This is a genomic window from Okeania sp. SIO3I5, from assembly GCF_010672085.1.
GTDB lineage: Bacteria > Cyanobacteriota > Cyanobacteriia > Cyanobacteriales > Microcoleaceae > Trichodesmium.
Window position 1 is genome coordinate 91998 of sequence record NZ_JAAHHT010000025.1, and the last position, 14349, is coordinate 106346.

Annotated in this window: 8 protein-coding genes; 6 read left to right on the forward strand and 2 right to left on the reverse strand. The window is 36.8% G+C overall.

Annotation, left to right across the window (positions count from 1 at the left end):
- Positions 1 to 166: 166 nt before the first annotated feature.
- The 3 genes from F6K40_RS07910 (at position 167) to F6K40_RS07920 (ending at position 5017) form a co-directional block, all read left to right on the forward strand.
- The gene (locus F6K40_RS07910; protein WP_293133816.1) at positions 167 to 2917 is read left to right on the forward strand and encodes a M48 family metalloprotease; all 2751 of its coding nucleotides are present in this window, start codon (positions 167 to 169) and stop codon (positions 2915 to 2917) included.
- A 118-nt stretch (positions 2918 to 3035) separates the two neighbouring features.
- Entirely contained in the window at positions 3036 to 3269 is a 234-nt protein-coding gene (locus F6K40_RS07915) for a hypothetical protein (protein WP_293133819.1), read from the forward strand.
- Positions 3270 to 4540: 1271 nt separating this feature from the next.
- A complete protein-coding gene (locus tag F6K40_RS07920) occupies positions 4541 to 5017 on the forward strand; it encodes an RNA recognition motif domain-containing protein (protein ID WP_293133822.1) in 477 nt (158 codons plus the stop codon).
- Positions 5018 to 5611: 594 nt separating this feature from the next.
- Here F6K40_RS07920 and crtB read toward each other — a convergent pair.
- Together crtB and pds are read right to left on the reverse strand one after the other, a co-directional pair.
- Positions 5612 to 6550, reverse strand: coding sequence for a 15-cis-phytoene synthase CrtB (crtB, locus tag F6K40_RS07925; RefSeq protein ID WP_293133868.1), 939 nt, complete (start codon positions 6548 to 6550; stop codon positions 5612 to 5614).
- 62 nt (positions 6551 to 6612) lie between these two features.
- Complete coding sequence (gene pds / locus F6K40_RS07930) at positions 6613 to 7992, reverse strand: 15-cis-phytoene desaturase (protein WP_293133824.1); 1380 nt, start codon at positions 7990 to 7992, stop codon at positions 6613 to 6615.
- An 894-nt stretch (positions 7993 to 8886) separates the two neighbouring features.
- On the opposite strand from pds, the gene dnaK reads away from it, so the two are divergent.
- The 3 genes from dnaK (at position 8887) to F6K40_RS07945 (ending at position 13402) form a co-directional block, all read left to right on the forward strand.
- Entirely contained in the window at positions 8887 to 10893 is a 2007-nt protein-coding gene (gene dnaK, locus F6K40_RS07935; RefSeq protein WP_293133827.1) for a molecular chaperone DnaK, read from the forward strand.
- Between the two features lie 528 nt (positions 10894 to 11421).
- A complete protein-coding gene (locus F6K40_RS07940; RefSeq protein ID WP_293133830.1) occupies positions 11422 to 12423 on the forward strand; it encodes a DnaJ C-terminal domain-containing protein in 1002 nt (333 codons plus the stop codon).
- Between the two features lie 838 nt (positions 12424 to 13261).
- Complete coding sequence (locus F6K40_RS07945) at positions 13262 to 13402, forward strand: hypothetical protein (protein ID WP_293133833.1); 141 nt, start codon at positions 13262 to 13264, stop codon at positions 13400 to 13402.
- Positions 13403 to 14349 lie beyond the last annotated feature (947 nt).

Sequence of the window (14349 nt, forward strand, 5' to 3'; positions counted from 1 at the left end):
ATAATATTGATGAGAGTTGAACCATAAATTATATAATTTTTTGAGCGTAGTTCTATAACCTTCGTCGAATTGCCTTTCCTTCCTTTTTCCTAAATTTTCATAATATTGATTCCACAAAATTTTATATGACTAATTCATAAAAATATCAACATAAAAAATTGAGTCAATGATAGATAAAACATCCTCTGCCACAGATAACTATGTGCCAGAAAAACCATCTCTAAAAACGGGATTACTTGCTCTTAAGCAAAAAGATTATCCACAAGCGATCGCTCACTTAGAAATAATTGCTCAACAAGAATCTCTCAAGCAAAAATTAAAAGCTCAGATGGGTTTAGTTATTGCTTATGAAAAAACGAAACAAGTAGATCGAGCTATTTCTTTGTGTCGTAATCTTACTAAAATTTCTGATAGTGAAGTTCAAAGTTTTGCTCATCGTCATCTCAAGGAATTATTAAAGCAATATCCACCCAATAATCTGAAAAAATCAACAATTCCTCCTCCTAAAGCTTCAGAAACATCTACCCAAAATCAACAACCTATTGAAACAGGATTTGTTCCTTTTAATCCTAATTCAGATCAATCTAAGTCTGCCAAAAATAGCAATGACATCTCTAAAGAAAATATTGATTTATCTGTAGAAACAGGTTTTCAACCAATCGCAGAAAATCCAAATATCTCAGAAATAAAATCTAGTCAAACCTCAAATTCCCTAAAGCATTCTCAGCCAAATAAAAATGATATAGAGGCAAATAAAAATCAATTACCTGATTTATCAAATATAGTTAATAAGTCAAATTTAAAAAACACAAATGAATCTCATCAAATATCAACAGAGATTACTTCAGATGAACCAGAAAATTCTAGTAAAACTTCAGATATTGTACAGCATTCTCAGGCAAATAAAAATAATATAGAGGCAGATAAAAATAGCTCGCCAGCTTTATCAAGCACAGTAAATAACTCAGATTCAAAAACTACAAATGAATCCCATCAAACATCAACAGAAATTACTTCAGACAAACCAGAAAATTTACCTAAATTAAAATGGCGCGAAGCAGGAAGAGCAAAAGGAGGTCGTCGCCTTAAATCTCCTAATTTAACTCTTTTATGGTTAGAACAAATAGTGGTAGCTATTACTCTATTTTGGCTAAGTCTTACAATACTAAAGTTTAGCTTAGATGCTACCAATGATTTTCTAGTTTGGCTCCCACATTTTCGACCAATTCAACTTTTTTATCGAGACCCAACTCGAAATTTTATAATCTTTCTGCTCGGATTATTTATATTCTCTCCTTGGTTAATTGATGGATTATTAATACTTACTTATGGTCTCCAAACTCTACCAACAACAACTCTAATTAATTACAGTAAAGAAGCAAATAAACTACTCCGTAATTTTTCTAAAAAACAAAAAATACGAGGAATTACATTGAAAATCTTACCAATAGATGTTCCAATAGCATTTAGTTATGGATGCTTGCCTCGTTTTTACAGAATAGTTGTTAGTCAAGGATTGTTAGATAATCTCGCAGAAGATGAAATTGCTACTATTTATGCCAGAGAAATTAGTCATGTTCAAAATGGAGATTTTCGATTAATGTCTATGGCTAATTTAATGCTTCAAATTCCCTACACTATTTATTGGCAATTAACTTTTTGGGCTGATTGGATATTAGATTTCATAAATCATCAATTACCAGATTTTTTACCAGAATTTATCAAATCTTTTTTGCCTATATTAGTATCCGTTTTTAGAGCATTCGCTGCAATAATTTCGACTCTTAGTTATGGTTTATATTGGTTACTAAAATTGCCGATTTTATGGTTATCTCGTCGGCGAGTTTATTATAGCGATCGCCTAGCTTGTAATTTAACTGGTAATCCTAATGGTCTCACACGAGCTATTCTGAAAATTACAATTGGTATGGCTAATGATGTTAAAAATCAAACCAAAATTAGGAATTTATTAGAGAGTTTTGAAATATTAATGCCAGTAGGAATAAACCAAGCTATTACTACTGGTAGTTTTCTTTCAGATAGTGGTTTTGAATCTATTTTTAACTGGGATATTGTTAACCCATATCGTCAATGGTTAGAAATTAATAATAGTCATCCTTTGCTTGGCGATCGCTTAAAAAGATTAACTTTATACGCTAATTTCTGGAAAATAGAAACAGAGTTAAATTTAGGAAATATAAATGCTGACTTAACTGCAAAAAATCAATTAAGTGGCACTCAAGAAGAAAATATTTATACTCCACAAAACCTTGATTGGCAAAAACTTTTGCTTCAGGGAGCGCCATTTTTTTGTACATTAATAGGTCTAGGTTTTGCTATTTTTTTGTGGTTAATAGGTGTAATTTCATCTGCTATTGGTCTTTGGCGTTTAGATTGGTTATTTGGAGATATTTCCATTTTAGTTGGTTGTTTAACTATAGGTTTTAGTCTTGGTATTTTAATCAGAATTAATCATTTTTTTCCAGATATAAAACAGACTCAACTTTCGCAAAACCCTGACTTGGTAGAATTGTTAACCGATCTAAAAGCTTTGCCATTAGATAGTCAAATAATTCAGTTCAAAGGCAAACTTCTTGGTAAAAGCGGAATGAGTAATTGGTTGGGACAAGATTTGGTTGTAAAAACAACAAAAGGTCTGGTCAGATTGCATTATTCTCATAACTTTGGTCCTCTTGGTAACTTATGGCCTAAGATTGATCGTCCTAGCGATTTGGTTGGTAAGTCTATAACTGTCACTGGTTGGTGGAGGCGAGGAGCTACTCCCTGGATAGATATCAATGCTCTAAAATCTGAAAATGGTCAATCTATTCATAGTGGTCATCCTGTCTGGTCAACAATTGTAGCTTTTACTCTTGCTATATGGGGAGCTTATATGGTATATACTGGCAGATTTTAATTATCAGACATCTCCAGAAAATAGGGTACAGGGAACAGAGGTAACCCACTCCCAACCCCTCCGAGGAGGCAGGGTCAATTTATTGTCATCAGAGAAAAAAGTAGGATAGGGTGGGGAGGTGTGGTCTGTGTGGTCCGTGTGGTCCGTGTGGGAGAAAAGTCCGCTTTTATTCATGCAGCGGCTTTACTTCGAGACCTTGTCCTCCCCATCCCCCCATCCTCCCCATCCTCCTCATCCTCCTCATCCTCCTCATCCTCCCCATCCCCCCCATCCTCCCCATCCTCCCCACCCTCTCCCTAAATATTCTCTGGCGACAAAGAATGAGCAATGCTCCGAGGAGGGGAGTAATTGATAATTTATGGATAATAATTGATTTTATTTTTCATTTTTGGATAAGTCTATTAGATATTGTCAAGAAAAGTTGCATTCCCGAACAAATTATGTTATTCTCGTTTACGCTCAGTAGCTTAACCCAAGCGACTTCATAGTTTTGTCTAGCTCAAAAGTGTAGTCTGATATGAAGAATATAGATAGATTGCAGATGTTTAAAAATATAAATCTATGCTGCCAACAGTAACTATCACCAGAGAAAATATAGTTTATTGATATATAATAAACCTCCACCTAACTCATAACATATCCGACTTTTTGGTTGGCAAGTGTCAATCTCCCAAGAAAGCAAGTTCCGCCATTTCTATATATCCGACTGTTTTTTTTACCAATTCATAAATTTTGCGATCGAAAAAGTAGGGATTACTGAACAACTTAAATGTATAGCACTACGCAAATAGGTGAGGACATTTCTAAATCCTAAAACCCTTTGACAGTACCTGTTCCCTGTTCCCTGTTCCCTATTCCCTAGTGCGTAGCGCTATAAATAGTGAAATTTTAGAAAAGTAGTAGATATTGACTTAGGATTATGATAAGTTTATAGTAGTTAAGAAATTACTAGCCTGTTAACAAAGTAAATATAAGTTGTAAGCATTTCTGGTTTGGTTGAAAAATAAGTCAAATATTAAGATTAGTTTGAGCACTCACCAAGTAGAAAGTTTTGTCTATAGAACCTGATCTGAATGCAAGTATAAATTTTAAAAATGTGGTAGACTTTATCGTTGGTGTCTGTGGACGGAGTGCTGGCAACAATTTCAGTAGAAGCAGAAAATCAACATTAAAATATCACTAATTGTGACGTTTTATATCAGTCTTATAAAACAGTACACTTGAAATTAATATCATAATTAGCAATTAGGTTGTTTGAGTTTAGCAGGCTTTAAAGTTATATTTAAAAGTTGGGGCGATAAGAGTTTACTAAATCAATATCAATGAAATAAGTAATTGAGCAATACCTAATAGTCTTGTTAGTTGAATGATGACCAGAAAATTTAAAGAAGAACCTGACAAAATCAAATTATCTGCCAGAATTGACCAAAATGGGAAATGGGAAATAATTTTATCTGTAGTAAAGGTGAATATAGGTATTTGTCAAAGTTCTTTACATCTTAAAGTCAGGAGCAGTTTTTTTTGAGTCTGCTCTTCTTTTATGTTCAACCAATCTCAGTTGACTAAGTTTTCGTTTTTTGTAATTTAAACAAGTAAAAATCAAGCATTTGGAGGAATTTTCCTATGTCAATTCGTTTGTATATTGGTAATTTGCCTAAAGACGTAATGGAACGTGAAGAACTACAAGAAGTTTTTGAAGAAGAAGGTGATAGTGTCACCACTAAATTGATCACAGATCGTAAAACTGGTAAATGTCGTGGTTTTGGCTTTGTAACAGTTAAAAATGATGAACAAGCTGACCAAATTATTGAAAAGTATAACGGTTATCAGTTTAGAGAAACTCCTTTAAAGCTGGAAAAAGCATTACCTCGCGCTAAGAATAAGGGTGAGTCTGAAAATAGTGAGGCTGAATCTAAACCAGTTAGCAAGAGTAATACTAGCAAGAGTAAAAAATCTCGCCGTGATAAGGATAAAGCAGGATCATCTAAAGCTGCGAGTAGTTATAGCTCTGGTGGCAATGAAGCAGTTCAACCCGATCCCCGTTGGGCTGATGTTTTAACAGAGTTAAAGGAACGTTTGGCAGCTACCAGTAATTCTTAAAATTAACCAAAATAAACTAAGAGGTAATCTCAACCTAAAAACGGATGGAAGGAAGTTAGTAGCTAGTTTCAATCGCTAGTTAAATAACGACGAGCAGGTTTTAATCCACAGTTAAGTAGCTATTAGCTTTTCCTAGATTATCCTGGAGGTAACCAGGATTTAGGGATGGGCAATTATTATTAAGAAGTTGTTGTCTGAGTGCTTTTTTTTAGCTGAGGTTAAATCTCTGACTTGATTTCTGCCAGATGATTTTTTCTGGGTAAAACATTTCCTTCCAAACGTTTGAGAAACTGAGTGGCGATCGCTGACGGCTTTATTTAATAGAGTTGTCGCTAACAAATAGTTATTATAATTAAAGCTCGTAGCAGAGATTGAGCAATAACTGTAGATATTGCTCAATCTCTACTACAAAGAAAAACTTTATTATAAGTGATTATCCTAACATTATATAACTCTTAAATCCTGACTCCTAATTAACTAAATTAACTATCTAAATTATACCAATGCTACCGGATTTAATCTTATTAATTGCCCAAACCAGCAATTTTATATTTTAAACTCTTACTGTTTTTTTCTGAGCAAATATTCTAGAACTTATAAGATTTTTGACCTCAGAAATGCTATGGGCAAACATAGCAACTTGCGAGGAGTAGAAACGTAAGCTCTACGATTAAATACATCATATTGATTACGCTCAATAGCATCTAAAATCTTACTATAAAGCATAGCAGCTGACCAAACAGGCCAACGAATATCAGTGCTCAAACGCTTAATACCTTTCTCTGCATCAACAAAAAACTTACGCGCTCTGTGAATCTGAAATTTCATCAACTCTCGCCAACGGTCATCAATTACACCATTCAATAAATCCTCTTCGGTATAATCAAATAAAGCTAATTCTTGTAAAGGAAGATAAATTCTACCCCGGCGAGCATCTTCTCCTACATCTCTTAAAATATTTGTAAGTTGATTAGCAATTCCCAAGGCGATCGCCTCTGATACAGGAGACTGAACTTGTTGGTTGCGATTCCACGGAGCAGCAAAATTTGGTGTCTCTACTCCCATAACTGGCATAGTCATTAAACCAACTGTACCTGCCACTCGATAACAGTAAAGTTTCAGTTCCTCAAATGTTTGGTAGCGACTGCGGTACAGATCCATTTGTTGACCTGCAATCATATCCCGGAATGGTTGTATATCTATGGGGAATTTAGATAAGGTATCTACCAATGCTACATCTGCATCTTCTAACGGATAGCCAGCAAATATAGATTCAAGATGTTGTTCCCACTCTTGGAGAGTTTCTGTAGTTGTAGTATTTGACATAGGTCCATCGACCAGTTCATCTGTACGACGACACCAGACATAAATTGCCCATATCGCCTTACTTTTAGCCTCTGGCATTAACTGAGTACCCATGTAAAAAGTTTTAGAATGGGTAGCTGTGATTTGACGACAGAGATCATAGGACTCTTCTAAAGATATCAGGGATGAACGAGTCATGCGTTGCGAAGATTTAGACCGTTGCAGCATTCTTTGCTGGCCTTGGAGTTGTTGGTTGCAGGTTTGCATAAGATTCAGGGTGAATAGAAGCTTTAGGGGAGCTTTGGTTGAGCGATCGCCTGCGCTGTCAGCTTGCCAGAAAGTACGGCTCCTTCCATGCTAGCTAGATAGCGCTGCATTGTATAGTCTCCCGTGAGGAAGAAATTTCTAATTGGTGTTACTTGGGAAGGGCGACAGTCTTGGCGACCAGGAGTAGCTTTATATACAGAGCGGGGCGTTTTTACAACATGATATTTCAACAACTTAGCTGGAGATTCTCCTGTAAAGTGAGCTGGAAATAATTTTTCCAACTCTGCCATTGTTGCTGCGACTATTTCTTGTTCGGATTTACTAATCCAATCTTTGGCTGGTGCTAATACCAATTCCAACATGGAACGGTTGGGATTAGCATATTCGCGACAAGTGTTACTCATGTCTGCATAGACACTTAGTAGGGGCGATCTGGAAAACAGCAAATGATCTATATCTGTAAGCTTGCGATCGAACCACAGATGTAAATTTATTACTGGTACCCCTTCCAAACCGTTGAGCTTTTGGAAATATTCCATTTGCTGCCAAGGTTTGGGTAACATTACTTTTAGGGGATCGACTGGCATTGCTGACACATAAGCATCAACACTCAGAACTCGATCTTCTGCTCCATTTAATCCTCTGATTAGGAATCCACTGACTGTGCCATCATCGTTCAGCAAAAATTCCTTTATAGGTGCATTTAACTGTACTTCCCCTCCTCCGTTAGTAATATATTCTACTAGGGGTTGACATAATCGCTCCGTGGGCGAGCCATCTAAGAATGCCATTTTAGAGCCATTTTTTTCTTGGAGGAAACGGTTTAGAGCCGTGAGAATTACGGTTGAAGATATTTCTTCTGGCCCTATAAAATTCAACGCTTTTGACATGGCGATGAATACTTCTTTCTCCACTCTGGGAGGGACATTTTGTTTTTTCAGCCATTCTGAAAAACTGTATTTGTCCATTTTTTCTACATATTTTTGGCCTTGAATCATAGCTGGAACTAAACCTATGCCAAACCTAATTTTTTCTGGCCAGGTTAACATATCATTATTGCCCAGAATTGCCACTACACCATTCACTGGTGCTGGAATATCGGGAAAATCAAACCTAGAGTATGTTCCTGGTTTTTCTGGCTGATTAAAAATCATTGTATGGTCTTTCCATTGCAGTCTATCCTCTATATTCAATTCTTTGAATAGCTGCAGCATATTTGGATAGGCTCCAAAGAATATATGTAGACCAGTTTCGTACCAGTCTCCCTCCTCATCTTTCCACGCTGCTACTTTACCTCCAAGAACGTCCCTTCTTTCCAGGACTATAGGGGTATGACCCATATCTGTCAAATATTTGGCACAGGAAAGACCTGCTAAACCTGCTCCCGCGATCGCTACTCGCATTTACTTGGTAAAAACCTCTTAAATTAAATTTACTTATTTTTTTATTATTATAACTTTACAACTTGTTACAAAATTCAGCAATACTAGATTAAGTTATTTTTGATTTATCTAATCTGTCCTTAGTTTTGACAAAAAAGTGTAAGTGTGGTAATATTACAGCGAAATTAGTAATAGAGTTGTAGGATCTTAATAAAATGTAAGAATGCTTGAGTTAGCTGTTGAATAATTAACAACAGAATAAGAGTAACAGACAAAGGTTAAAGAGGCGATACTCTAAAAAAAAATAAATTTGTAACTTCAACAAGAAGATAGAGAATTGGCAATAGAGAGTGAGTGACGATAATTAGGACTTAATAAAGATACCCAACTCCCTCCTTACGATCCACCCTATCCTATTGTTAGGAACTCCTGAAACGATTTTATAATAAGGGATATCATAAGTTGTGGCAGTAGGGAGACAATAATTGTCAAATTAAGGAATCAAAAAAAACTGATTTTAAAATACATTTACTATTATAAAATATCCATAATCGAATATACATAACTCATATTTTTTGTCAAGTCTTATGTTAAGAAGAAAAAAAATGTTTATAAGTAAGGGATAGTATAGATAGACTCTGGGGAAGGCTTAGGTTATGAAACTCAAAGTTTGAGTGACTTTTCACCTAGTACCTTTGACCTGACATCATCAATATGACGGTTCTCCTACTCCACTGCCTATTCTCTGTAAGCCTTGGTAGATAAATTAGTATTTAATAGTATCTAGAAATAGGCTCAAACCAAAGGCCAATTGAGAGTTAATTATTGAGATGGTGAGGCAATCCTCAAAATACCAAAGAATTCGACACGCACGATAGAATAATAAATAAAAGGACAGAAAAAACAAACTAAGGCATGGGCAAAGTAGTCGGCATAGACCTGGGTACAACAAATTCCGTCGTTTCCGTCATGGAAGGGGGAAAACCAATAGTGATAGCTAATTCAGAAGGAATGCGGACAACACCATCTGTAGTTGGCTTTACTAAGGAAGGTGAACGAATAGTTGGACAAATGGCCAGAAGGCAAACAGTTCTGAATCCCCAGAACACTTTCTACGGAATCAAACGATACATTGGACGTAAATACTCTGAACTATCCCCAGAGTCAAAGCGCGTTCCCTATACGATTCGCCGGGATGAATATGGCAACGTCAAAATCAAATGTCCTCGAATGAAACGAGATTTTGCTCCAGAAGAAGTCTCAGCTATGATACTGCGGAAACTAGCAGATGAAGCAAGTCGCTATCTGGGAGAAGAAGTAACAGGAGCAGTAATTACCGTACCAGCTTATTTTAATGACTCCCAAAGACAAGCTACTCGTGATGCGGGGACTATTGCTGGCTTAGAAGTAAAGCGTATTTTAAATGAACCAACGGCAGCATCTCTTGCTTATGGATTAGAAAATACAGAAAATCAGGTAATTCTGGTTTTTGACTTGGGTGGAGGTACATTTGATGTTTCAATTTTAGAAGTAGGAGATGGAGTATTTGAAGTCAAGGCTACCAGTGGAGATACCCAACTAGGAGGTAACGATTTTGACCAACGAGTAGTTGACTGGTTAGCCGAACAATTTCTAGAGGCAGAAGGAATAGATTTAAGGAGCGATCGTCAAGCTCTACAACGGCTGACTGAAGCTGCAGAAAAAGCCAAAATTGAATTATCTGGGGTTGGGGTAACAGAAATTAACCTTCCTTTTATTACTGCCACAGAAGATGGACCTAAGCATCTGGACACTAGGCTGACTAGATCCCAATTTGAAGGGCTTTGTGGAGATTTAATTCCGAGAATCCAACGTCCTGTAAAAATGGCTTTGAAAGATGCTGGTATTAGTCCCTCTATGATTGATGAGATAGTATTAGTGGGCGGTTCAACTCGGATTCCTTTTGTCCAAGACTTAGTTTATTCTCTGATAGATAGAGAACCAAATCAGGGAGTGAATCCTGATGAAGTTGTAGCAGTTGGGGCAGCTATTCAGGCTGGTATTTTAGCTGGTGATGTGCGAGATGTGCTACTTTTGGATGTGACTCCATTGTCTGTGGGGTTAGAAACTATTGGGGGGGTGATGAAAAAACTCATTCCTCGGAATACTACTATTCCGGTGCGACGTTCTGATATCTTTTCTACTTCAGAAAATAATCAGACTTTGGTTGAGATTCATGTTATTCAGGGAGAGAGAGAAATAGCTGCTGATAATAAGTCTCTCGGAAAGTTTAAGCTCACTGGTATTCCGCCTGCACCACGAGGTGTGCCCCAGGTACAAGTATCTTTTGATGTTGATGCCAATGGTATTTTGCAGGTGACGGCAATGGATAAAACTACTGGTAGGTCTCAAAGTATTACGATTCAGGGGGCTTCTACTTTAACTCAGCAGGAAATTACTCAGATGATTCGGGATGCGGAAAAGTTTGCTGAGGCAGATCGACTTAAACGGCAGCGAGTAGATAAGCGTAACCGGGCTGAGGCTTTGGCCTTTCAGGCGGAACGACAACTGCGAGAGGTGGCCTTGGATTATGGGATGCAGTTTGCGGCTAGAAGTCGTCAACGCATTGAGATGTTGATTAGGGAGTTGCGGGATAGTTTGGAACGGGATGATGAACGGGGTATCGATCAGATAGGGGTTGATTTACAAGATGCTCTCTACGATCTGAAACGTGAGGTTTCAATTTATACCTCGGAAGAAGATGATGATGATTTCTTTGGCTCTGTGCGCCGGACAATATCTGGCGATGAGCGTAGGCCCAGGGAACGTTATGATTATAATAGTAGGGTTTATAGTCGTCCTCCTGATCGAGTTAGTTCTAACCGACCTAATCGTTATTATCAAAGTAAAGATTGGGATGATGATGATGATGATTGGCTGTAAGTAATTGAGAAGTGAGAAGTGAGAATTGAGAATTGAGAATTGAGAAGTGAAATTCTTGGTGTAACTATAACTTTAGAAATTCTTAACTGAATTGCTATAGTCTTCCTATAGGTAATTCAAAATTCACAAAAGTAATCTCTGAGTGAGTAGTTCCTACTGAAATGCTCTGCAAACAGGATTAACCAATATCCTAAGCTATTTGCGTAGTGCTATGATTGCTATACTTTGACTCTCAAGAGAGAAGTCTAATACCAATTCCTATGCATTAATGCTATACTTAGGTAACACTTCAATTATTAAGTAATTAAAACTAGCTTAAGAATATTTTACCTAAATTTAGTAAGTTAATATCAATTATTGTTCTGTTTATTTCTCCCTTACTCCCCTACTCCCCTACTCCCCTGCTCAATAAAATGTAGAAAAGTTTTTGAGAAATGGTATAAAATCTGTTACCATTTTGGTTGAATGAGTCAGATAAAATATTTATAGTTTATAGTTCAAACTATTTTTAGAAGTTTAAATTAGTAGATGCAAAACTTTCGGAATTATTATCAGATTCTAGATATTTCTAAAGATGCTTCCGTGGATGAAATTAAGAAAGCGTATAGGAGACTGGCGCGACAATTTCATCCAGATGTAAATCCAGGCAGTAAAGAAGCAGAAGAAAAGTTTAAAGATATTAATGAAGCCTACGACATTTTATCAGATGTAGAGAAACGGGTAGAGTACGATAAGTTTATTCGATATTGGAAACCAAAAGGAATTGCTAATAAGATGGGGGTGCGAGTTCCCGATCTGAGAAATTGGGCAGATAATTTTTCTGGAAATGGAGCTAAGTCAGAGCAAGATGTTGATGTTAGTGATTTTTCAGATTTTAATACTTTTGTAGACCAATTGTTGGGTCGTCGTCGAGAAATTAGAACTCCGGCAACGGCAACAAAACCAAAAACTCAGCCATCAAGTGTTTATCGCCCTGGCCAGAAAAAGGCGGTTTATAAAGCAACGGAACGGGAAGCAAAAAAGGATATTGAGGCTAGATTGACTTTGCCTTTGGAAAAGGCTTATGTGGGAGGGATTGAGAAAATACGTTTGGAAGATGGTCGTTCGATAGAGGTAAATATGCCTACAGCTATGATTAGTGGTCAAAGAATTCGTCTGAAAAATCAAGGTATTGCTGGGGGAGATTTGTATCTGAAGATTACGGTTGCTCCTCATGGTTTTTATCAGTTGGAGGGGGCGGACATTTTTTGTGAGTTGCCTGTTACTCCTGTGGAGGCTGTTTTGGGCGGGGATATTGAGGTCCCGACTTTGGATGGTTGGGTGAAGATGAAGTTGCCTGCGGGGGTTATTTCTGGTCAACGTTTACGACTTGCTAATAAGGGGTATCCTGATGGGATGGGCGATCGTGGAGATCAGTTGGTGGAGATTAAGATTGTAACTCCGAAGGAGCTTAGTCAAGATGAGTTGGAGATATATCAGAAGTTACGGGAGCTTGAAAGCTTTAAGCCACGAAAAGATTTGTCTGTTTGATTTGGCTTCTAGTTACACGATTTGCTTTAGGGTAGATAAATCTCTTTATCTGTGAATTTATATTTTCTTGATTGAATAAAAAGTCATGTTTATATACGAGTAAGCCCCAGCGTATCAATAGAGTATCACAATTTTTTTGAGGATGCAACCTAACTAGGGTTTGCTGAAAAAGTATTTTGGTCAGGATAGGAATTAGTAATTGGGATAATTGGGAATTACAAAGGAGGTAGGATGAAGAATTATCTGAAATTTTTCCGCCTTTGTCTGCTGAAAATGTCAGCCTTTTGAGCTTGAGCGAGGGTTTTTTCTGGGAAAAAAGGCTAAAGCGTTTACGGATAATATCAAATCCGCTTACTTTGGAGCTGGGAGATTTTAAAAGAAGTTCTATCGCTCTCGAAGCTATACTATTTATTTGGGATTGAACAAAAAGTCATGCATTCAGGGGAGTAACCCCATTTAATATTTACGATATCACAATTAAAGTGAGGATGCAAGGGAAATTCCTTTGAGGCGGGAATTTTTTCATTAGCTCTCAGAAAATGAAAATGTTGGTGGTTTTCTGCACAGAAGGGATGGATTGAAAGATTTGATGAAGCAAAAACCAGCATATATATATTTATGATGGGAGCCTTTGATGAAAATATTTCTGGTATTTCTCCTGGGGAAAATTCCTGAATATTCGATGCTCTCTGAGCTAGAAAATTTAGTTGAATAAAAAATCATATGTATAGGCGAATAAGCCCAGTTAATCTTAACGATATCACAATTAAAGTGAGGATGCAAGAGAAATTCCTGTGACGCGGGAATTTTTTTCAGGAGCTTCAGAGAATGAAAATGTTTGTGGTTTAATGTTTGTGGTTTTCTGCACAGAAGTGATGGATTGAAAGATTTGATGAAGCCAAAACTCGCATATATATTTACGATGGGAGCGTCGCTTGATGAAAATATTTCTGGTATTTCTCCTGGGGAAAATTCCTGAATCTTCGATGCTCTCTGAGCTAGAAAATTTAGTTGAATAAAAAGTCATGCGTATAGGCGAATAAGCCCAGTTAATCTTAACGATATCACAATTAAAGTGAGGATGCAAGAGAAATTCCTGTGACGCGGGAATTTTTTTCAGGAGCTTCAGAGAATGAAAATGTTTGTGGTTTTCTGCACAGAAGCGATGGATGAAAAGATTTAATGATGGGAAAAATCTGATTCTAATCTTAAAAGTCAAGGAGTAGGGGAGTAGGGGAGTAAGGGAGTAAGGAGTATTTTTCAATCTTTTATTTGGAAATTTGAAAAGATGATATTTGAGATTTGAAAAATTTGGTAGATTGAGAAATTTGTGTGGAGAAAAGTTAGCAGTCTGAATGATATTTGTAGAGAAGTTTCATGGAAAGTCTCTACACAATTTTTGAGGGCGGAAAAATACTTACCCACCCAAGAAAAACTAATAGTTAATTACTGCTGAAACTGACGAGCGCCGAATATATTTTCCTTTGCTTTCTCATCCAGATTTTGCACCCGACTCTCACTGAAAACTGCTAAAGCACGACTCACCACAAGGTGCTAACTCAAAGTTATTTGGAAAGTTGAAAAGAGGATATTTGAGATTTGAAAAATTTGGCAGATTGAGAAATTTGTGTGGAGAAAAGTTAGCAGTCTGAATGATATTTGTAGAGAAGTTTCATGGAAAGTCTCTACACAATTTTTGAGAGTGGAAAAATACTTACCCACCCAAGAAAAACTAATAGTTAATTACTGCTGAAACTGACGAGCGCCGAATATATTTTCCTTTGCTTTCTCATCCAGATTTTGCACCCGACTCTCACTGAAAACTGCTAAAGCACGACTCACCACAAGGTGCTAACTCAAAGTTATTTGGAAAGTTGAAAAGAGGATATTTGAGATTTGAAAAATTTGGCAGATTGAGAAATTTGT